18 protein-coding genes are annotated in these 20,434 nt (G+C 71.3%); 13 read left to right on the top strand and 5 right to left on the bottom strand.

Features of this window, described 5'->3' with window-relative positions:
• Positions 1–210 precede the first annotated feature (210 nt).
• Both ACGF13_RS24640 and ACGF13_RS24635 read left to right on the top strand, forming a co-directional pair.
• On the top strand, positions 211–789 hold the full coding sequence (locus tag ACGF13_RS24640) for a TerD family protein (protein WP_392878548.1): 579 nt from the start codon (positions 211–213) through the stop codon (positions 787–789).
• Between the two features lie 191 nt (positions 790–980).
• Positions 981–1,961, top strand: a complete 981-nt coding sequence (locus ACGF13_RS24635) for a TerC family protein (RefSeq protein WP_392878546.1) — start codon at positions 981–983, stop codon at positions 1,959–1,961.
• 84 nt (positions 1,962–2,045) lie between these two features.
• On the opposite strand, the gene ACGF13_RS24630 is transcribed toward ACGF13_RS24635, so the two are convergent.
• Positions 2,046–2,699 carry an MBL fold metallo-hydrolase gene (locus tag ACGF13_RS24630; protein WP_392878544.1) on the bottom strand — a complete coding sequence of 218 codons (654 nt, stop codon included), beginning with the start codon at positions 2,697–2,699 and terminating at the stop codon, positions 2,046–2,048.
• A gap of 45 nt (positions 2,700–2,744) precedes the next feature.
• Positions 2,745–3,497, bottom strand: coding sequence for a maleylpyruvate isomerase family mycothiol-dependent enzyme (locus ACGF13_RS24625; protein ID WP_392878541.1), 753 nt, complete (start codon positions 3,495–3,497; stop codon positions 2,745–2,747).
• Positions 3,498–3,766: 269 nt separating this feature from the next.
• Here ACGF13_RS24625 and uvrA point away from each other — a divergent pair, with 269 nt between their 5' ends.
• The 11 genes from uvrA (at position 3,767) to ACGF13_RS24570 (ending at position 16,867) form a co-directional block, all read left to right on the top strand.
• Entirely contained in the window at positions 3,767–6,679 is a 2,913-nt protein-coding gene (uvrA, locus tag ACGF13_RS24620) for an excinuclease ABC subunit UvrA (RefSeq protein WP_392878538.1), read from the top strand.
• A 126-nt stretch (positions 6,680–6,805) separates the two neighbouring features.
• Complete coding sequence (locus tag ACGF13_RS24615; RefSeq protein WP_392878535.1) at positions 6,806–7,243, top strand: Rieske (2Fe-2S) protein; 438 nt, start codon at positions 6,806–6,808, stop codon at positions 7,241–7,243.
• Positions 7,244–7,327: 84 nt separating this feature from the next.
• A complete protein-coding gene (gene uvrC / locus ACGF13_RS24610) occupies positions 7,328–9,379 on the top strand; it encodes an excinuclease ABC subunit UvrC (protein ID WP_392878532.1) in 2,052 nt (683 codons plus the stop codon).
• 118 nt (positions 9,380–9,497) lie between these two features.
• Positions 9,498–10,382: an RNase adapter RapZ gene (gene rapZ, locus ACGF13_RS24605; RefSeq protein WP_380455137.1), complete on the top strand. Its 885-nt coding sequence runs from the start codon at positions 9,498–9,500 to the stop codon at positions 10,380–10,382.
• A gap of 63 nt (positions 10,383–10,445) precedes the next feature.
• Positions 10,446–11,543 carry a uridine diphosphate-N-acetylglucosamine-binding protein YvcK gene (gene yvcK / locus ACGF13_RS24600; RefSeq protein WP_392878855.1) on the top strand — a complete coding sequence of 366 codons (1,098 nt, stop codon included), beginning with the start codon at positions 10,446–10,448 and terminating at the stop codon, positions 11,541–11,543.
• Entirely contained in the window at positions 11,534–12,514 is a 981-nt protein-coding gene (gene whiA / locus ACGF13_RS24595) for a DNA-binding protein WhiA (RefSeq protein WP_360340925.1), read from the top strand. The genes yvcK and whiA overlap by 10 nt, the downstream gene beginning before the upstream one ends.
• Before the next feature lie 371 nt (positions 12,515–12,885).
• The gene (gene gap / locus ACGF13_RS24590; protein ID WP_392878528.1) at positions 12,886–13,893 is read left to right on the top strand and encodes a type I glyceraldehyde-3-phosphate dehydrogenase; all 1,008 of its coding nucleotides are present in this window, start codon (positions 12,886–12,888) and stop codon (positions 13,891–13,893) included.
• Between the two features lie 154 nt (positions 13,894–14,047).
• Positions 14,048–15,259 (top strand): phosphoglycerate kinase, encoded by a 1,212-nt coding sequence (locus ACGF13_RS24585; protein WP_392878526.1) that lies wholly within the window; start codon positions 14,048–14,050, stop codon positions 15,257–15,259.
• A 5-nt stretch (positions 15,260–15,264) separates the two neighbouring features.
• The gene (tpiA, locus tag ACGF13_RS24580; RefSeq protein WP_392878524.1) at positions 15,265–16,050 is read left to right on the top strand and encodes a triose-phosphate isomerase; all 786 of its coding nucleotides are present in this window, start codon (positions 15,265–15,267) and stop codon (positions 16,048–16,050) included.
• 87 nt (positions 16,051–16,137) lie between these two features.
• Positions 16,138–16,374: a preprotein translocase subunit SecG gene (gene secG, locus ACGF13_RS24575; RefSeq protein WP_392878522.1), complete on the top strand. Its 237-nt coding sequence runs from the start codon at positions 16,138–16,140 to the stop codon at positions 16,372–16,374.
• Positions 16,375–16,579: 205 nt separating this feature from the next.
• Entirely contained in the window at positions 16,580–16,867 is a 288-nt protein-coding gene (locus tag ACGF13_RS24570) for an RNA polymerase-binding protein RbpA (RefSeq protein WP_223245297.1), read from the top strand.
• 89 nt (positions 16,868–16,956) lie between these two features.
• Here the strand turns inward: ACGF13_RS24570 and pgl are convergent, their stop codons facing one another.
• From pgl to zwf, 3 genes are read right to left on the bottom strand one after another with little or no spacing between them, the layout of a single operon-like run.
• Positions 16,957–17,745 (bottom strand): 6-phosphogluconolactonase, encoded by a 789-nt coding sequence (gene pgl, locus ACGF13_RS24565; protein ID WP_392878520.1) that lies wholly within the window; start codon positions 17,743–17,745, stop codon positions 16,957–16,959.
• Entirely contained in the window at positions 17,742–18,851 is a 1,110-nt protein-coding gene (opcA, locus tag ACGF13_RS24560) for a glucose-6-phosphate dehydrogenase assembly protein OpcA (RefSeq protein ID WP_392878518.1), read from the bottom strand. The genes pgl and opcA overlap by 4 nt, the downstream gene beginning before the upstream one ends.
• Positions 18,848–20,404, bottom strand: coding sequence for a glucose-6-phosphate dehydrogenase (gene zwf, locus ACGF13_RS24555; RefSeq protein ID WP_392878853.1), 1,557 nt, complete (start codon positions 20,402–20,404; stop codon positions 18,848–18,850). The genes opcA and zwf overlap by 4 nt, the downstream gene beginning before the upstream one ends.
• Positions 20,405–20,434 lie beyond the last annotated feature (30 nt).

Genomic DNA, 20,434 nt, shown 5'->3' with positions numbered 1-20,434 from the left:
CAAGACCACGGGTGTCTCAGCCTTGCCACAAACGGGGAAACCCGGGGAAGGGCGGGGTGCCGCAGGCCCTAGGCTGGCCTGCGGCACCGTGCCCGCGGGACGGGATCGCGGGCCGTATGCAGAGGGGGCCTCAGCCGGGGGACGGCGACGGGGTGTTCCACCGTGGAGCCGCGCGGGTGTGACCGCGCGGCCGGCAGAGAGGACAACGTCGTGTCGGTGAACCTGGCCAAGGGCCAGAAGGTCAGCCTCCAGAAGGGGCAGGGCGGCACCCTGACCGTGGTGCGGATGGCCCTGGGCTGGCAGGCGGCCCCCAAGCGCGGGCTGTTCGGCAGCCGCACCCGGAAGATCGACCTGGACGCCTCGGCACTGCTGTACGCCGAGAAGACCCCGTCCGACGTGGTGTTCTTCTCGCACCTGGAGAGCAACGACGGTTCCGTCCGGCACACCGGCGACAACCTGGAGGGCGGCTCGGGGGCCGAGGACGACGAGGCGATCCTGGTCGACCTGGTGCACGTGCCGGTCAACATCACCCAGGTGGTGTTCACGGTGAGCTCGTACACCGGGCAGACCTTCGCCGAGGTGCAGCGGGCGCACTGCCGGCTGGTGGACGAGACCACCGGGCTGGAGCTGGCCCGCTACGAGCTGGCGGGCGGCGGGCCGCACACCGGGCAGATCATGGCCAAGGTGGTCCGGGACGGCAACGGCGGCTGGGAGATGCAGGCGATCGGCGCGCCGGCCAAGGGGCGCACCTTCCAGGACCTGCTGCCGGCGATCGAGCCGTTCCTCTGACGGTTCTTTACCTTCTTTACCTTTCTTTGCCCTTCCTGTTACTCTCGTTGGCAGCGGAGGGGAGTATTCCTCGACAGCCGACCCCGTCATCACGGATGCCCGTCGCGGCATCCCGGGGCGCTGGCCCGATGGGCGGAAGAGACCTCCGGCAGTGACGATGTCTGTCTCGCCTACCTGCCGGAGGAGCAGTAGTGGACGTTTCCGTGACCATGTGGGTTTCCACGATCCTGGTGCTGATCGCACTGATCGTGGCCGATTTCTTCATCGGAGGGCGCAAGCCGCACGAGGTCTCGATCAAGGAGGCCGGGATCTGGACGGCCGTCTGGGTCGCCCTGGCGGTGCTCTTCGGTGGCTTCCTCTGGTGGCACTCCGGCGCTCAGCCCGCCGGTGAGTTCTTCGCCGGCTACATCACCGAGAAGTCGCTCAGTGTCGACAACCTCTTCGTGTTCATCCTGATCATGGGCAAGTTCGCGGTGCCCAGGATCTACCAGCAGCGCGTGCTGATGTTCGGTGTGATCATCGCGCTGGTGCTCCGGGCGGTGTTCATCGCCGGCGGCGCCGCGCTGGTCTCCGAGTTCTCCTGGGTGTTCTTCATCTTCGGCGGCTTCCTGATCTGGACGGCCTGGAAGCTGATCAAGGAGGCCCGCGCCGAGGAGGAGGGCGAGGAGGAGTTCGAGGAGAACCGCGTCCTCAAGTCGATCACCCGCCGCTTCCCGGCCACCGACGACTACCGCGGCACCCGGCTGTTCGTCCGGGAGAACGGCCGCCGGCTGATCACCCCGATGCTGATCGTCATGCTGGCGATCGGCACCACCGACGTGCTGTTCGCACTGGACTCGATCCCGGCGATCTTCGGCCTGACCCAGGACCCGTACATCGTCTTCACCGCCAACGCCTTCGCCCTGATGGGGCTGCGCCAGCTGTACTTCCTGATCGGCGGCCTGCTGAAGAAGCTGGTCCACCTGTCGTACGGCCTGTCGGTGATCCTCGGCTTCATCGGCGTGAAGCTGGTGCTGCACGCCGCCCACGAGGCCGGCGCGGCGTGGGCCCCGGAGATCGGCATCCCGTTCTCGCTGGGCTTCATCGTGGTGGTGCTGGCGATCACCACCTTCACCAGCCTGCGGGCCTCGAAGAAGGCCGAGCGCGAGGAGCGCGAGAAGCTCGACGCCTGATCCGCCGGGAGCACGCCGAGGCCCCCGCGACCGCTACCGGTCGCGGGGGCCTCGGCCGTTCGGCGGGCCGTTCGGCGGGGCGGGCTACCAGCCGCGCTCGCGCCACTCCTCGAGGTGCGGGCGCTCGGCCCCGAGAGTGGTGTCGTTGCCGTGGCCGGGGTAGACCCAGGCCTCGTCCGGCAGGACGTCGAAGATCTTCCCGGTGACGTCCCGGTAGAGGGACCTGAAGGCCTCCGGATCCCCCCAGGTGTTGCCCACGCCGCCGGGGAAGAGGCAGTCGCCGGTGAAGACGTGCGGGTGGCCCTGCGGGTCGTCGTAGACCAGCACGATCGCGCCGGGGGTGTGGCCGACCAGGTGCCGGACGGTCAGCTCCACGTCGCCGACCCGCAGCTTGTCGCCGTCGGCGAGCAGCAGCTCGGTGGGGACGTCGATGCCCTCGGCGTCGTGCTCGCCGGCGGCCGTCCGGGCGCCGGTGGTGGCGACGATCTCGGCCAGCGCGCCCCAGTGGTCGTGGTGCCGGTGGGTGGTGACCACCGTCTCGAGGTCGTCCCCGACGGTCTCCAGCAGCACCGGCGCGTCGGCGGCCGCGTCGATCAGGAGCTGCTCGTCGGTGGCCCGGCAGCGCAGCAGGTAGGCGTTGTTGTCGTACGGGCCGACGGCCACCTTGGTGATGATCAGGTGGGCCAGTTCCCGCACGTCCGGCGCTCCGCCGACCTTGACCGCTCCGTGGTACGTCATCCGTTCGCTCCCTCTGCAGTGGCTCCTGGGATCATCCTCGCTCCGTCAGCCCATCGGGGGAAGCTGGGGGAGGGCGGTGTCGGGGGTGCGGCGCAGGCCGTCCCCGGCGGAGCGGCCGGAGAGCCAGGCGGTCAGCGCGCGGACCGGGCCCTCGACGGTCAGGGACACCTCGCCGGTGCCGATCACGGCGCGGTCCCCGGTGTCGTCCGAGACCAGCTCGACGGCCGGCAGGTCGGCCTCCTCGGCCAGCCCCTCGGCGAGCTTGCGGAACTGGGCGACGGCGAAGGGCTCCGGCCAGTGCGCGGGGGTGTAGCCGGCGTCCAGGTCGACGTGGTGGTACTCCAGCTCCACCACGCGCTTGGCCGGGATGTCGCAGGCCGGGAAGACGTAGCCGAAGCGGTGCCTGACCTCGGCGGCCCAGGCCTCGGGACCCAGCAGCGCGGCGGCCCCGGCGAAGCCGGCGTGGGAGTCGCGCAGGTCGGCGAGCTGGACCTCCAGCGGCCGCGGCGCGTCGCGCTCGATGTCCTCGTCGCGGGCCTCGTGGCTGGCGTACTGGGGGATGTCGGTGCCGGTGCGGGCGCCGTTCAGCAGGTTGACCAGGGAGTCGGCGTTGCGGGCGAGGTGGGCCAGCACGTGGCCGCGGGTCCAGCCGGGCAGCGCGGAGGGCTCGGCGAGGGCCTCGGGCTTCAGTTCGGCCGCGGTGTGCAGCAGGTGCCGGGTGCTCTCCTCGACCTGGGCCAGGTGCCGGGTGGCGGAGGCGGAGGCGGACTGCGGGTCGGTCGGCTGTGGGTCGGTCATCGAATCTGCCTTCTGTGACGAGACGGCGCGTTGCCCATGCGGGGCTTCGCTCGTTGACCAGGCGACGCTACCGCCGAATCGGGGCCCTGAGCAGGGGGTATTTCGGTCCGGGTGCGGACCGTCCCGGGGTGACCCTCACTCGTTCGGGTGGTCCCCGCTGGACAGAGTCGAGATTCGAACGTCTGAGCTATAGGCTTGCTGCCGCATCCTGGAAGAAGTACCGATACTCACCGCAAGCCGTCTCGCCCCGGAGAAAGGCGCCAGAAGCAGTGGCCGACCGCCTCATCGTCCGCGGTGCTCGTGAGCACAATCTCAAGAACGTCTCGCTCGACCTGCCCCGCGATTCCCTCATCGTCTTCACGGGCCTCTCCGGCTCCGGCAAGTCCTCGCTCGCCTTCGACACGATCTTCGCCGAGGGCCAGCGCCGCTACGTCGAGTCGCTGTCCTCCTACGCCCGTCAGTTCCTCGGGCAGATGGACAAGCCCGACGTGGACTTCATCGAGGGCCTCTCCCCGGCCGTCTCGATCGATCAGAAGTCCACCAACCGCAACCCCCGTTCGACCGTCGGCACCATCACCGAGGTCTACGACTACCTGCGCCTGCTGTTCGCCCGGATCGGCAAGCCGCACTGTCCGCACTGCGGCCGCCCCATCGCCAAGCAGTCGCCGCAGGCGATCGTCGACAAGGTACTGGAGCTCGCCGAGGGCACCCGCTTCCAGGTGCTGAGCCCGGTGGTGCGCGAGCGCAAGGGCGAGTTCGTCGACCTCTTCGCCGACCTCCAGTCCAAGGGCTACTCCCGCGCCCGCGTCGACGGCGAGACGATCCAGCTCGCCGAGCCGCCGAAGCTCAAGAAGCAGGAGAAGCACACCATCGAGGTGGTGATCGACCGCCTCACCGTCAAGGACAGCGCCAAGCGGCGGCTCACCGACTCGGTGGAGACGGCCCTGCGGCTGTCCGGCGGCATGGTCGTCCTCGACTTCGTCGACCTCCCCGAGGACGACCCGGAGCGCGAGCGGATGTACTCCGAGCACCTCTACTGCCCGTACGACGACGTGTCGTTCGAGGAGTTGGAGCCGCGCTCGTTCTCCTTCAACTCGCCCTTCGGCGCCTGCCCGGACTGCTCGGGCCTGGGCAACCGGATGGAGGTCGACCCGGAGCTGGTCGTGCCGGACGTCGAGCGCTCGCTCGACGAGGGCGCGATCCACCCGTGGTCGGCCGGGCACGCCAAGGAGTACTTCCAGCGCCTGATCGACGCGCTGGCCGGGGAGCTCGGCTTCCGCACCGACATCCCCTGGGCCGGGCTGCCCGCCCGGGCCAAGAAGGCGCTGCTGCACGGGCACAAGCACCAGGTGGAGGTCCGCTACCGCAACCGCTTCGGCCGGGAGCGCTCGTACAGCACCGGCTTCGAGGGCGCGATCCCGTTCATCCAGCGCCGGCACACCGAGGCGGAGAGCGACAGCAGCCGCGAGCGCTTCGAGGGCTACATGCGCGAGGTGCCCTGCCCGACGTGCCGGGGCACCAGGCTCAAGCCGGTGGTGCTCGCGGTCACCGTCCAGGACAAGTCGATCGCCGACGTCTCCTCGATGTCGATCAGCGACTGCTCCGAGTTCCTGGGCGCGATGAAGCTGAACGCCCGGGACAAGCAGATCGCCGAGCGGGTCCTCAAGGAGGTCAACGAGCGGCTGCGCTTCCTGGTCGACGTCGGCCTGGACTACCTCTCGCTGGACCGCGCGGCCGGCACCCTGTCCGGCGGCGAGGCCCAGCGCATCCGGCTGGCCACCCAGATCGGCTCCGGCCTGGTCGGCGTGCTGTACGTGCTGGACGAGCCGTCCATCGGCCTGCACCAGCGGGACAACCACCGACTGATCGAGACGCTGGTGCGGCTGCGCGACATCGGCAACACCCTGATCGTCGTGGAGCACGACGAGGACACCATCAAGACCGCGGACTGGGTGGTCGACATCGGTCCGGGCGCCGGCGAGCACGGCGGCAAGGTGGTGCACTCCGGCTCGCTGAAGCAGCTGCTCACCAACAAGGAGTCGCTGACCGGCCAGTACCTCTCCGGCAAGCGGTCCATCCCGATCCCGGGCTCCCGCCGCGAGCGGGACAGGAAGCGCCAGCTGACCGTCCACGGCGCCCGCGAGCACAACCTCAAGGACGTCACGGTCGGCTTCCCGCTCGGCACCTTCACGGCGATCACCGGCGTCTCCGGCTCCGGCAAGTCGACGCTGGTCAACGACATCCTGTACACCCACCTCGCCCGGGAACTGAACGGCGCCCGCAGCGTGCCCGGCCGGCACACCCGGATCACCGGCACCGACCAGGTGGACAAGGTGGTGCACGTCGACCAGTCGCCGATCGGCCGCACCCCGCGCTCCAACCCGGCCACCTACACCGGGGTGTTCGACCACGTCCGCCGGCTCTTCGCGGAGACGCAGGAGGCCAAGGTCCGCGGCTACCTGCCCGGCCGGTTCTCCTTCAACGTCAAGGGCGGCCGCTGCGAGAACTGCTCGGGCGACGGCACCATCAAGATCGAGATGAACTTCCTGCCGGACGTCTACGTGCCGTGCGAGGTCTGCCACGGCGCCCGGTACAACCGGGAGACGCTGGAGGTCCACTACAAGGGCAAGTCCATCGCCGAGGTGCTGGACATGCCGATCGAGGAGGCACTGGACTTCTTCGAGGCCGTCCCGGCGATCGCCCGGCACCTTCGGACGCTCAACGACGTCGGCCTCGGCTACGTCCGGCTCGGCCAGTCCGCGCCCACCCTGTCCGGCGGCGAGGCGCAGCGCGTCAAGCTCGCCTCGGAGCTCCAGAAGCGCTCCACCGGGCGGACGGTCTACGTGCTGGACGAGCCCACCACCGGCCTGCACTTCGAGGACATCAGCAAGCTGATCAAGGTGCTCAGCGGGCTGGTCGACAAGGGGAACACGGTGATCGTCATCGAGCACAACCTCGATGTGATCAAGACCGCCGACTGGGTCGTCGACATGGGCCCCGAGGGCGGCTCCGGCGGTGGCACGGTGGTCGCCGAGGGCACCCCGGAGCAGATCGCCGCCGTCCCCGAGAGCCACACCGGCAAGTTCCTGCGGGACATCCTGCCGGCCGGCTTCACGGACGCCCCGGCCGCCGCCCCGGTGAAGAAGGCGCCGCGCAAGCGCGCGGCCGCCGCGAAGAAGTAGCTCCGCCCGCCCGCCCCGCCCGTCCCGGGCCACCCTGACAGCCAGGGGCACCCCGGGAACGGCGGGGCGGGCGCCGCATAGACTTCCGTGGTCCCTCGCAGCAGCACCAACCGTAGGAGCGCACCGATGTCCGAGGCCCCCGAGACCAGCCCCGCCGCCTCCCGCCGCACCCTGCTCTGCGGGGCCGCGGCCGTCCTGGCGGCCGGCGGCACCGTGGCGGTCAGCGGATGCTCCTCCTCGTCCTCCTCCGACAAGGGCGCCCCCAAGAGCCCGGTCGACCTCGGCCCGGCCTCGGCCGTGCCGGAGGGCGGCGGCAAGGTCTACCGCGAGCAGAAGATCGTGGTGACCCAGCCCACCGCCGGCCAGTACAAGGCGTTCAACGCCCGGTGCACCCACGCCGGCTGCCTCGTGGACCAGGTGAAGAACGCCCAGATCCAGTGCCCCTGCCACGGCAGCCGCTTCGCCATCGCCGACGGCGCCGTGCAGGACGGACCGGCCTCCACCCCGCTGCCCGCCTACACCGTCACGGTCGAGGGCGGCAACCTCAAGGTGACCCCGAGCTGACCGAGTTGACCGCCTCACGACCGCCACGGTCCCCCCTGACGATCTCCGCCCCGCGGCCCCGGCCGCACTCGGTACGGTGGACCCATGGCTGACCCGAGCACCTACCGCCCCGCGCCCGGTGCGATCCCGACGTCCCCCGGCGTCTACCGGTTCCGTGACGCCCACGGCCGGGTCATCTACGTCGGCAAGGCCAAGAGCCTGCGGCCGCGCCTGTCCTCCTACTTCCAGGACCTGGCCGGCCTCCACCCGCGCACCGCGACCATGGTCACCACCGCCGCCTCGGTGGAGTGGACCGTGGTCGGCACCGAGGTCGAGGCGCTCCAGCTGGAGTACTCCTGGATCAAGGAGTTCGACCCGCGGTTCAACGTCAAGTACCGCGACGACAAGAGCTATCCGGAACTCGCCGTCACCCTCAACGAGGAGTACCCGCGGGTCCAGGTGATGCGCGGGGCGCACAAGAAGGGCGTGCGCTACTTCGGCCCGTACGGCCACGCCTGGGCGATCCGCGAGACGGTCGACCTGCTGCTGCGCGTCTTCCCCGTCCGCACCTGCTCCAACGGCGTCTTCAAGCGCGCCCGCCAGGTCGGCCGGCCCTGCCTGCTCGGCTACATCGGCAAGTGCGCCGCGCCCTGCGTCGGCAAGGTCTCGGCGGACGAACACCGGGCGCTGGCCGAGGACTTCTGCGACTTCATGGCCGGGCGCACCGGCAACTACCTGCGCCGGCTGGAAGAGCAGATGCGCGAGGCCGCCGCCGACCTGGAGTACGAGAAGGCGGCCCGGCTGCGGGACGACATCGGCGCCCTCAAGCGCGCGATGGAGAAGAACGCCATCGTGCTCGCCGACGCCACCGACGCTGACCTGCTGGCCGTCGCCGAGGACGAACTCGAAGCCGCCGTGCAGATCTTCCACGTCCGCGGCGGCCGGGTGCGCGGCCAGCGCGGCTGGGTCACCGACAAGGTCGAGGACGTCGACACCGCCGGCCTGGTCGAGCACGCCCTCCAGCAGCTCTACGGCGGCGGCGAGTCCGTCCCGCGCGAGGTGCTCGTCCCCGCCCTGCCCGACCCGGTGGAGCCGGTCCGCGAGTGGCTCGGCGGCCTGCGCGGCAGCCAGGTCGACCTGCGCGTCCCCCAGCGCGGCGACAAGAAGGACCTGATGGCCACCGTGCAGCGCAACGCCCAGCAGGCGCTCGCGCTGCACAAGACCAAGCGCGCCTCCGACCTCACCACCCGCAGCCGCGCCCTCCAGGAGATCGCCGACGCGCTGGAGCTGGACTCCGTCCCGCTGCGCATCGAGTGCTACGACATCTCCCACCTCCAGGGCGAGGACGTGGTCGCCTCCATGGTCGTCTTCGAGGACGGCCTGGCCCGCAAGAGCGAGTACCGGCGCTTCCAGATCAAGGGCTTCGAGGGCCAGGACGACGTCCGCTCCATGCACGAGGTGATCAGCCGGCGCTTCCGCCGCTACCTCCGGGAGCGCGAGCAGACCGGCGAGTGGGCCGTCCCGGAGCCCGAGGAGGGCCCCTTGGAGGACGACCGGCCCGAGGACGGCCAGCGCACCGAGGACGGCCGCCCCAAGCGCTTCGCCTACCCGCCCCAGCTGCTGGTCGTCGACGGGGGACAGCCGCAGGTCGCCGCCGCCAGGCGCGCCCTGGACGAGCTCGGCATCGACGACGTCGCGCTGTGCGGCCTGGCCAAGCGACTGGAGGAGGTCTGGCTGCCCGGCGAGGACGACCCGGTGGTGCTGCCCCGCTCCAGCGAGGGCCTCTACCTGCTCCAGCGGGTCCGCGACGAGGCGCACCGCTTCGCGATCAGCTATCAGCGCAACAAGCGTTCCAAGCGACTCACCGCCGGGGAACTGGACTCCGTCCCGGGCCTCGGCGAGACTCGCCGCCGGGCGCTGCTCAAGCACTTCGGTTCGCTGAAGAAGCTCAGGGCCGCCACCGTGGACGAGCTCTGCGAGGTACCCGGCATCGGACGCCGCACCGCGCAGACTGTTGCGGAGGCGTTGTCGTCCCGTACACCCGCCGCACCCGCGGTCAACACCGCGACCGGCGAGATCATCGAGGACGGGGTCGACGAGACTACCGAGCCGGTGGCAGCAGCACCCCAGACCGCACCATCCCAGGAGACGCCATGACGGCCGACGCCGCCCGTCAGCCGGTGTGCCCCGGCCCCGCCCGCCTGCCCGGGCCGGGGAAGGGCGGCCGAGCCGTACGCGTTCTCCCCAGCAGAAAGACCGAGAGCGGGGAACCGAAGTGACCGTGTCAGACGTGGCCGAGAACGCGCCGGAGCTGGTGATCATCTCCGGCATGTCCGGAGCCGGCCGCTCCACCGCCGCCAAGTGCCTGGAGGACCTCGGCTGGTTCGTGGTGGACAACCTGCCGCCGGCCCTGATCCCGACCATGGTCGACCTGGGCGCCCGTTCCCAGGGCAACGTCGCCCGGATCGGCGTGGTCGTGGACGTCCGCGGCCGGCAGTTCTTCGACGACCTGCTCACCTCGCTGGACGAGCTGGAGAAGCGCGGCGTCCGGCTCCGGGTCGTCTTCCTGGACTCCTCCGACGAGGCGCTGGTGCGCCGCTTCGAGAGCGTCCGCCGCCCGCACCCGCTGCAGGCCGACGGCCGGATCGTGGACGGCATCGCCCAGGAGCGCGACCTGCTGCGCGACCTGCGCGGCGAGGCCGACCTGGTGATCGACACCTCCAACCTCAACGTGCACCAGCTGCGCGCCAAGCTGGACGCCCAGTTCGCCGACCACGACGAGCCCGAGCTGCGCGCCACCGTGATGTCCTTCGGCTTCAAGTACGGCCTGCCCGTCGACGCCGACCTCGTGGTGGACTGCCGCTTCCTGCCCAACCCGCACTGGGTGCCCGAACTGCGGGCCCGCACCGGCACCGACGCGGACGTCGCCGACTACGTCTTCCAGCAGCCCGGAGCCAACGAGTTCCTGGACGGTTACGCCCAGCTGCTGCGCGTCATCACCGAGGGATACCGCCGCGAGGGGAAGCGCTACATGACGCTTGCCGTAGGCTGCACCGGTGGCAAGCACCGCAGCGTCGCCATGTCCGAGCGTCTGACCAAGCGTCTCATCGCCGACGGAGTCGAGACGGTGCTCGTCCACCGTGACATGGGACGGGAGTAACCGCCGCCTCCCTGCCGGGCCCGCCGGCGGAGTGGTCGGCGGGCCGAGGAACACGAGGTGATTGTGGCGGGATACGTGCCCGGGCGGCAGCCGCAGAGCAGGACCGGTGACCGGGCGGGCAGCCCGGCCCGGCCCACGGCGCCGGGCCGCCCGCGCAGCAGTCCCGCCCGCGCCAATCCGGCGCCCAGGATCGCCGCGCTCGGCGGCGGGCAGGGCCTGTCCGCCTCGCTGTCCGCGCTGCGCCGGCTCACCACCGACCTCACCGCCGTGGTCACCGTCGCCGACGACGGCGGCTCCAGCGGTCGGCTGCGCGAGGAGCTCGGCGTGCTGCCCCCCGGCGACCTGCGCAAGGCGCTGGCCGCGCTGTGCGGGGACGACGACTGGGGCCGCACCTGGTCCGAGGTGATCCAGCAGCGCTTCACCGGCAACGGCGAGCTCGGCGGCCACGCCGTCGGCAACCTGCTGATCGTCGCGCTCTGGGAGAAGCTCGGCGACCCGGTGGCGGCGCTGGACTGGGTCGGCCGGCTGCTCAACGTGCAGGGCCGGGTGCTGCCGATGTCGGCGGTGCCGCTGGACATCGAGGCGACCGTTCGCGGCCACGACCCGCGGCACCCCACCGAGGTCACGGCCGTCCGCGGCCAGGCCGACGTCGCGGTGACCCCGGGCACCGTGCAGTCGATCCGGCTGCTGCCGGACGGGCCGCCCGCCGTCCCGGAGGCGGTCACCGCCGTCCGGGAGGCGGACTGGGTGGTGCTCGGCCCCGGCTCCTGGTTCACCAGCGTGCTGCCGCACCTGCTGGTGCCCGACCTGGCCAAGGCGCTCACCGAGACCCGCGCCCGCCGCCTGCTCACCCTGAACCTGGCCCCCCAGCCCGGCGAGACCGAGGGCTTCACCCCCCAGCGCCACCTGGAGGTCATCGCCGACCACGCTCCGGACCTCGTGGTGGATGCGATCCTGGTGGACGAGCGTGCCGTCACCGGCGGGGCCTTCGGCCAGGCCGACCTGGACGGCCTGGAGAAGGCCGCCGAGCGGATGGGTGCGGCTCTGGTGCTCGGCTCGGTGGCCCGCACCGACGGGACGCCGCGACACGACCCCGAGCTGTTGGCGGCAGCGTACGACCGGATTTTCCGGACACATGGAAGGATCGGGCCATGGCGATGACTCCAGCGGTGAAGGACGAGATCAGCCGGCTCCCGGTCACCCGGGCCTGCTGTCGCAAGGCGGAGGTGTCGGCGATCCTGCGGTTCGCGGGCGGACTGCACATCGTGAGCGGCCGCATCGTGATCGAGGCGGAGCTGGACACCGGAGCGGCGGCACGGCGGCTGCGCAAGGACCTGCTGGAGATCTTCGGGCACTCCTCGGACCTCGTGGTGATGGCCCCCGGCGGGCTGCGCCGCGGCAGCCGTTTCGTGGTCCGGGTGGTCAAGGACGGCGAGCTGCTCGCGCGCCAGACCGGGCTCGTGGACGGCCGCGGCCGCCCGATCCGGGGCCTGCCCCCGGCGGTCGTCTCCGGGGCCACCTGCGACGCCGAGGCGGCCTGGCGGGGGGCCTTCCTGGCGCACGGCTCGCTCACCGAGCCGGGCCGCTCCTCCTCGCTGGAGATCACCTGCCCCGGCTCCGAGGCCGCCCTCGCCCTGGTCGGCGCCGCCCGCCGGCTCGGCATCCCGGCCAAGGCCCGCGAGGTGCGCGGCGTGGACCGGGTGGTGATCCGCGACGGCGACGCGATCGGCGCCCTGCTGACCCGGCTCGGCGCGCACGAGTCGGTGCTCGCCTGGGAGGAGCGCCGGATGCGGCGCGAGGTGCGGGCCACCGCCAACCGGCTGGCCAACTTCGACGACGCCAACCTGCGCCGCTCGGCCCGCGCCGCGGTGGCGGCCGGCGCCCGGGTGGCCCGCGCGCTGGAGATCCTCGGCGACGAGGTGCCGGAGCACCTGGCCGCGGCCGGCCAGCTGCGGATGCAGCACAAGCAGGCCTCGCTGGAGGAGCTGGGCGCGCTCGCCGACCCGCCGCTGACCAAGGACGCGGTGGCCGGCCGGATCCGCCGACTGCTGGCGATGGCGGACAAGCGGGCCTCCGAGCTCGGCCTGCCGAGCACCGAGGCGAGCCTCACCGACGAGATGGCGCTGAACTGACGCTCACGCTCCGTGACGAACACACGGCCGGTGCCCCGATCCGGGGCGCCGGCCGTCGGCGTCTGCGGGCCGTCGTCCGGCCGCTTCCCGGAGGGGGTTCCGGACGGTGTCGCGGACGGCGTCCCGAACGGGTTTCCGGACCCGCCGGCACACCCGAATTGGTAGAGACCACTGGCCCGGGACCAACTGCCCGGCGGAGCAAGGCCGGACGGCCTGAAATCGGGTTTCGGCCGCGCCACGCCCGGTCTCGGCAGGCGGCGCGATGTGCCGTGCGAGGCCCCGGAGGGGTAGGGTCGTAGGCGGTCGGGGACTTCCCAAATCTCACCCCCGCCGGGCCTCGCGCCCGGCGTACCTAACGAGGAGATCGGTTCGTGACGATCCGGGTAGGCATCAACGGCTTCGGCCGCATCGGCCGCAACTTCTTCCGCGCGGTCAAGGCCCAGGGCGCGGACATCGAGATCGTCGGTGTCAACGACCTCACCGACACGAAGACCCTGGCTCACCTGCTCAAGTACGACACCACCCTGGGTACCTTCCCGGGCGAGGTCTCGCACACCGCGGACAGCATCACCGTCGACGGCCACACCTTCAAGGTGACCGCCGAGCGTGACCCCGCGAACCTCCCGTGGGCCGCCCTGGGCGCCGACATCGTCGTCGAGTCCACCGGCATCTTCACCAAGGCCGAGGCCGCGAAGAAGCACCTCGCCGCCGGCGCGAAGAAGGTCATCATCTCGGCGCCCGCCACCGACGAGGACGTCACCATCGTCCTGGGTGTCAACGACGAGAAGTACGACGCGGCCAACCACCACGTCATCTCCAACGCCTCCTGCACCACCAACTGCGTGGCGCCGATGGCGAAGGTGCTGAACGAGAGCTTCGGCATCGTCAAGGGTCTGATGACCACCGTCCACGCGTTCACCAACGACCAGGTCACCCTGGACTTCCCGCACAAGGACCTGCGCCGTGCTCGTGCGGCCTCGCAGAACATCATCCCGACGTCGACCGGTGCCGCCAAGGCGACCGCCCTGGTCCTGCCGGAGCTGAAGGGCAAGCTGGACGGCACCTCGCTGCGCGTCCCGGTCCCGACCGGCTCCATCACGGACCTGGTCGTCACCCTGGAGCGCGAGGTCACCAAGGACGAGGTCAACGCGGCCTTCCAGAAGGCCGCGCAGGAGGGCCCGCTCAAGGGCATCCTGGCCTACACCGAGGACCCGATCGTCTCCTCGGACATCGTGAACGACCCGGCCTCCTGCATCTTCGACTCCAGCCTCACCATGGTCCAGGGCAACCAGGTCAAGGTGCTCGGCTGGTACGACAACGAGTGGGGCTACTCGAACCGCGTCGTCGACCTGGTCGCCCTCGTCGGCGGGCAGCTCTGACCTTGCGGGAGCTGACGTGATGTAGGGGCGAGGGCCCGGGCGGCGTACGGTGCCGACCGGGCCCTCGTTCCGCGCTCAAGGACTTCTCAGGCGGCCCCTGCGCCGTGCCGCCTCACTGCGCATCAACCATCTCCCCAGGAGAAACCGAATCCCCGTGAAGACCATCGAAGAGCTCATCGAAGCCGGTGTCGAAGGCAAGCGCGTCTTCGTGCGCGCCGACCTGAACGTGCCGCTGGACGGTGACACGATCACCGACGACGGCCGGATCCGCGCCGTCGCGCCGACCATCGCCAAGCTGGCCGCGGCCGGCGCGAAGGTCGTCGTCGCCTCGCACCTCGGCCGCCCCAAGGGCGCGCCGGACCCGGCGTTCTCGCTCGCCCCGGCGGCCAAGCGCCTCGGCGAGATCCTCGGCAAGGACGTCGCCTTCGCCGCCGACACCGTCGGCGACAGCGCGAAGGCCGTCGTGGCCGCGCTGGCGGACGGCGAGGTCGCGCTGCTGGAGAACCTGCGCTTCAACGCCGGCGAGACCAGCAAGGACGACGCCGAGCGCAAGTCCTTCGCCGAGCAGCTGGCCGCGCTGGCCGACCTGTACGTCGGCGACGGCTTCGGCGCCGTGCACCGCAAGCACGCCTCGGTGTACGACCTGCCGGCCCTGCTGCCGCACGCCGCGGGCGACCTGATCGCCACCGAGGTCGGCGTGCTGAAGAAGCTCACCGAGGACGTCGCCCGCCCGTACGTGGTGGTGCTCGGCGGTGCCAAGGTCTCCGACAAGCTCGGCGTGATCGACAACCTGCTGAAGAAGGCCGACCGGATCCTGATCGGCGGCGGCATGGCGTACACCTTCCTCAAGGCCAAGGGCCACGAGGTCGGCATCTCGCTGCTGCAGGAGGACCAGATCCCGACCGTCCTCGGCTACCTGGCCGAGGCCGAGCAGCGCGGCGTCGAGTTCGTGCTGCCGGCGGACGTCCTGGTCTCCGCCGACTTCCCGGACCTCAAGACCAAGGCCCCGGCGAACCCCTCGACCGTCGACTCGGACAAGATCCCGGCCGACGAGGAGGGCCTGGACATCGGCCCGAAGACCCGTGAGCTGTACGCGGCCAAGCTGGCCGACGCGGGCACGGTGTTCTGGAACGGTCCGATGGGCGTCTTCGAGCACCCGGACTACGCGAACGGCACCAAGGCCGTCGCCCAGGCCCTGATCGACAGCAACGCGTTCACCGTGGTCGGCGGCGGAGACTCCGCCGCGGCCGTCCGCATCCTGGGCTTCGACGAGAACGCCTTCGGACACATCTCGACCGGCGGTGGCGCCAGCCTCGAATACCTGGAGGGCAAGACCCTCCCCGGTCTCGCCGCTCTGGAGGACTGAAACACATGACCGACCGTCTCCCGCTGATGGCGGGCAACTGGAAGATGAACCTCAACCACCTCGAGGCCATCCAGCACACCCAGAAGCTGGCCTTCGCGCTGGCCGACAAGGACTACGAGGCCGTCGAGGTCGCCGTCCTGGTGCCGTTCACCGACCTGCGCTCGGTGCAGACCCTGGTCGACGGCGACAAGCTGAAGATCAAGTACGGCTCGCAGGACATCTCGGAGCACGACGGCGGGGCCTACACCGGCGAGGTCTCCGGCCCGATGCTGGCCAAGCTCAAGTGCACCTACGCGGTGATCGGCCACTCCGAGCGCCGCCAGTACCACGGCGAGAACGAGGAGATCGTCAACGCCAAGGTGAAGGCCGCCTACCGCGCCGGGATCACCCCGATCCTGTGCGTCGGCGAGCCGCTGGAGATCCGCAAGGCCGGCACCCACGTCGAGTACACCCTGGCGCAGCTGGACGGCGGCCTGGCCGACGTCCCGGCCCACCAGGCCGAGTCGATCGTGGTCGCCTACGAGCCGGTCTGGGCGATCGGCACCGGCGAGGTGGCCACCCCGGAGGACGCGCAGGAGGTCTGCGCCGCCATCCGCGCGCGGATCGCCGAGCTGTACGACGCCGAGCTGGCCGGCAAGGTCCGGGTGCTGTACGGCGGTTCGGTGAAGTCGTCGAGCGCGGCCGGTCTGATGGCCAAGCCGGACATCGACGGTGGCCTGGTCGGCGGTGCCTCGCTGGACGCCGACGAGTTCGTCAAGATCGTGCGCTACCGTGAGCAGGCAGTAGGCTAACGCCGCCGCAGCAACGTAGGCTTTGGGGCCGGACCGCCGTACGCGGCCCGGCCCCTTCGCCGAAGATACGAGAGAGTTGGTCCCGTCGTGGTTCTCGGGTTCTCGATTGCCCTGATCATCTTCAGTCTGCTGATGATCCTGCTGGTGCTGCTGCACAAGGGGAAGGGCGGCGGCCTGTCCGACATGTTCGGCGGTGGCGCGATGTCCACCGGCGGCGGCTCGGCGGTGGCCGAGCGCAACCTGGACCGCATCACCATCGTGGTCGGCGCGGGGTGGTTCGCGTCCATCATCATCCTGGGCCTGGTGCTGAAGTACCAGAGCTGACGTATCCCTGACGCCCCGTCGCCCGAGCGCCTATCCTGGGACGGTCGGGTGCGGAGGCGATGGTGGCGGATGCTTAACACCTGCTTACACTAGGACGACTTTCGCCACCGACGCGCACCGCGGCGGGTCGGCGCACCAGTACGCAGGGAGTCAGACCGTGGCAAGTGGCAATGCCATCCGTGGCAGCAGGGTCGGGGCCGGCCCGATGGGCGAGGCGGAGCGCGGCGAGTCCGCCCCGCGCAACCGGATCTCCTTCTGGTGCGCGAACAAGCACGAGACCCGTCCCAGCTTCGCCGCCGAAGCGGCGATCCCGGAGACCTGGGACTGCCCGCGCTGCGGCTTCCCCGCGGGGCAGGACCAGCACAACCCGCCGGCGCCCTCGCGCAACGAGCCGTACAAGACCCACCTCGCCTACGTCCGTGAGCGGCGCACCGACGCCGACGGCGAGGCGATCCTGGCGGAGGCGCTGGCGAAGCTCCGCGGCGAGATCTGAGCGCAACGGCTCCGGCCCGGACAGCGGCAACAGCACGAAGGGCGCCACCGTCGAACGACGGTGGCGCCCTTCGGCGTTGCCGGATCCGGTTACGCGGAGGCCGGCGGGTAGAGCTGCGGCGGGATCCGCTCCGCGGCGGCGCGGTCCAGCAGCCACAGGGTGCGGCTGCGGCCGTACGCGCCGGAGGCGGGCGCCTGGAGCTCGCCGGGGCCGGACAGGGCCAGCGCGACCGCGCCCGCCTTGTCCTCGCCGGCGGCCAGCAGCCAGACCTCGCGGGCGGTGCGGATCGCCGGGAGGGTGAGCGAGATGCGCACCGGCGGGGGCTTGGGGGCCCCGCGAACGCCGATCACGGTCAGCTCGGTCTCCCGCACGCCCGGGTGCTCGGGGAAGAGCGAGGCGACGTGGGTGTCCGGGCCGACGCCGAGCAGCAGCACGTCGAAGGCCGGGACGCCGAGCCGGTCGCCCGGCCCGGCCGCCTTCGCCAGCTCCTCGGCGTAGCGGGCGGCGGCGGCCTCCACGTCCGAGCCGTCCACCCCGTCCGAGGCGGGCATCTCGTGCACCCGCGCCGGGTCGAGCGGGACGGCGTCCAGCAGCTCGGCGCGGGCCTGGACGGCGTTGCGCTCCGGGTCGGCGGCGGGCAGGAAGCGCTCGTCGCCCCACCAGAGGTCCAGCCGGCCCCAGTCGACCGCGTCGCGCGCCGGGGAGGCGGCGATCGCGGCCAGCAGGGCGTTGCCGTTGCGACCGCCGGTGAGCACCACCGAGGCGCTGCCGCGGGCGGCCTGGGCGTCCACGATCCGGGTGATCAGCCGGGCCGCGGCCGCCTGGGCCATCAGCTCCTTGTCCCGGTGGACGACCAGCTGCGGGGTCGCGTTGGTCATGCGCCTTCCTTGGTGGTGCGCTTGCCGGCGGCCTTGCGCGCGGGCTTGCGCTCCGCCGCCTCGGCGGTCACCCGATCCGGGTTGGCCACGGCGGCCTCGGCGGCCTCCTCGACGGCGACCTCGGCCTCCTCGGCGACCTCACGGGCGACCTTCTCGGCCGCCGCTGTCTCGGCGTTGACCGGTTCCTGCAGCCGCTCGACGGGCGTGCGCACGGCCGTCGCGTAGATGTCGTCCGGGTCCAGGCGGCGCAGCTCCTCGGCGATCAGCTCCGAGGTCTCGCGCCGCTTGAGCGCCACCTGGCGGTCCGGCGAGCCGGGCATGGACAGCGTGCCCAGCAGGCCGTCCGGGCGGTCCAGGGTGATGTCCCCGTCCTTGGTGCGCAGGTGCACCGCGGTGATGCCGGGGCCGTTGGTGACGACCCGCTCGACCGGCACGTGCAGCCGGTTGGTCAGCCAGAGGCCGAGCAGCTCGACGCTGGGGTTGTAGGACTCGCCCTCGACGACCGCGGAGACGATCGTGGACGGCCGCTGGTCCAGCGCGGCGGCCAGCATCGAGCGCCAGCCGGTGATCCGGGTCCAGGCCAGGTCGGTGTCGCCCGGGGTGTAGCTCTGGGCGCGCTGGGCGAGCTGGCCGACCGGGGACTCCGCGGTGACGGCGTCGGTGATCCGGCGCTGGGCGATCGAGCCCAGCGGGTCCTGCGCCGGGTGGTGCGGCGCGTTGTCCGGCCACCAGACGACGGTCGGGGCGTCCGGCAGCAGCAGCGGCAGGACCACCGACTGGGCGTGCGAGGCGAGTTCGCCGTGCATCCGCAGGACGACCGTCTCGCCGGAGCCGGCGTCCGAGCCGACCAGGATCTCGGCGTCCAGCCGGGTCTCGGCCCGCGCCCGGGGCGAGCGGCCGGCGCGCTTGATCACCGCGAGGGTGCGCATCGGGTGCTCGCGGGAGGCGTCGTTGGCGGCCTTGAGGGCGTCGTAGGCGCTGCCCTCGTCGGTCACTATCACCAGGGTGAGTACCATGCCGGCGGCGCCGGAGCCGCGGGCCCGGCGCGCCTCCATCAGCGCGGCGTTGATCTTGCTGGACGTCGTGTTGGTGAGGTCGATCTTCATGGCCGGCGCCAGCTCCTGCCGTCTCGTGCGAGCATCTCGTCCGCCTCGACGGGGCCCCAGGTCCCCGCCGCGTACTGGGCGGGCTTGCCGTGGCTGTCCCAGTACTTCTCGATCGGGTCGAGGATCTGCCAGGAGAGCTCGACCTCCTGGTGGCGCGGGAACAGGTTGGCGTCGCCGAGCAGCACGTCGAGGATGAGCCGCTCGTACGCCTCCGGGCTGGACTCCGTGAAGGACTCGCCGTAGGCGAAGTCCATCGTGACGTCCCGGACCTCGAAGGAGGTGCCCGGGACCTTGGAGCCGAACCGCACCGTCACGCCCTCGTCCGGCTGGACCCGGATGACCAGGGCGTTCTGCCCCAGCTCCTCGGTCGCGTAGGAGTCGAAGGGCAGGTACGGGGCGCGCTGGAAGACGACCGCGATCTCGGTGACCCGGCGGCCCAGGCGCTTGCCGGTCCGCAGGTAGAACGGGACGCCCGCCCAGCGGCGGTTGTTGATCTCCAGCTTGATGGCCGCGTAGGTGTCGGTCTTGGACTCGGGGTCGATCCCGTCCTCGTCCAGGTAACCGACGACCTCCTCGCCGCCCTGCCAGCCCGAGGCGTACTGGCCGCGCACGGTGTGCAGGCCGAGGTCGGCCGGGAGCTTCACGGCGCTGAGCACCTTGAGCTTCTCGGCCACCAGCGCCTTCGGGTGGAAGGAGGCGGGCTCCTCGATGGCGGTGAGCGCCATCAGCTGCAGCAGGTGGTTCTGGATGACGTCACGGGCGGAGCCGATGCCGTCGTAGTAGCCGGCCCGGCCGCCGATGCCGATGTCCTCGGCCATGGTGATCTGCACGTGGTCGACGTACGACCGGTTCCAGATCGGCTCGAACATCTGGTTGGCGAAGCGCAGCGCCAGGATGTTCTGGACCGTCTCCTTGCCCAGGTAGTGGTCGATCCGGAAGACCTCGTCCCGGGGGAAGACCTCGTGGACGACCTTGTTGAGCTCCTGGGCGCTCTCCAGGTCGTGGCCGAAGGGCTTCTCGATGACCGCGCGGCGCCAGGAGCCCTGCGGCGGATCGGCCAGGCCGTGCTTCTTGAGCTGCTGGACGACGGTCGGGAAGAACTTCGGCGGGACGGACAGGTAGAAGGCGAAGTTGCCGCCGGTGCCCTGGGCCTTGTCCAGATCCTCGATGGTCTCGCGCAGCTTGTCGAAGGCGTCGTCGTCGTCGAACGTCCCGTGGACGAAGCGCATGCCCTTGGCGAGCTGCTGCCAGACCTCCTCCCGGAACGGGGTGCGGGCGTGGTCCCGGACGGCGTCGTGGACCTCCTTGGCGAAGTCCTCGTCGTCCCACTCGCGGCGGGCGAAGCCGACGAGGGAGAAGCCCGGCGGAAGCAGACCGCGGTTGGCCAGGTCGTAGATGGCCGGCATCAGCTTCTTGCGGGACAGGTCGCCGGTGACCCCGAAGATGACCAGACCGGACGGCCCCGCGATGCGCGGGAGCCGTCGGTCGGAGGGGTCACGAAGCGGGTTGACGGCCGCGGGCGGGAGATCGTCCGCGTCCGATTCCGGAGTCAACTCGGGGAAATCAGTGCTCACTTGATGGGC

This window comes from Kitasatospora sp. NPDC048286 (genome assembly GCF_043201735.1).
In the GTDB taxonomy this organism is placed as follows: domain Bacteria; phylum Actinomycetota; class Actinomycetes; order Streptomycetales; family Streptomycetaceae; genus Kitasatospora.
Note: the sequence above shows the minus strand (reverse complement) of the source record. Positions and strands in the feature narration are given on the sequence as shown.

What these genes read in the sequence shown, in the direction of transcription:
- ACGF13_RS24630 (WP_392878544.1), bottom strand. Translation starts at nt 2,699, where the DNA reads ATGACGTACCACGGAGCGGTCAAGGTCGGCGGAGCGCCGGACGTGCGG.
- ACGF13_RS24625 (WP_392878541.1), bottom strand. Translation starts at nt 3,497, where the DNA reads ATGACCGACCCACAGCCGACCGACCCGCAGTCCGCCTCCGCCTCCGCC.
- ACGF13_RS24615 (WP_392878535.1), top strand. Translation starts at nt 6,806, where the DNA reads ATGTCCGAGGCCCCCGAGACCAGCCCCGCCGCCTCCCGCCGCACCCTG.
- uvrC (WP_392878532.1), top strand. Translation starts at nt 7,328, where the DNA reads ATGGCTGACCCGAGCACCTACCGCCCCGCGCCCGGTGCGATCCCGACG.
- whiA (WP_360340925.1), top strand. Translation starts at nt 11,534, where the DNA reads ATGGCGATGACTCCAGCGGTGAAGGACGAGATCAGCCGGCTCCCGGTC.
- tpiA (WP_392878524.1), top strand. Translation starts at nt 15,265, where the DNA reads ATGACCGACCGTCTCCCGCTGATGGCGGGCAACTGGAAGATGAACCTC.
- ACGF13_RS24570 (WP_223245297.1), top strand. Translation starts at nt 16,580, where the DNA reads ATGGGCGAGGCGGAGCGCGGCGAGTCCGCCCCGCGCAACCGGATCTCC.
- pgl (WP_392878520.1), bottom strand. Translation starts at nt 17,745, where the DNA reads ATGACCAACGCGACCCCGCAGCTGGTCGTCCACCGGGACAAGGAGCTG.
- opcA (WP_392878518.1), bottom strand. Translation starts at nt 18,851, where the DNA reads ATGAAGATCGACCTCACCAACACGACGTCCAGCAAGATCAACGCCGCG.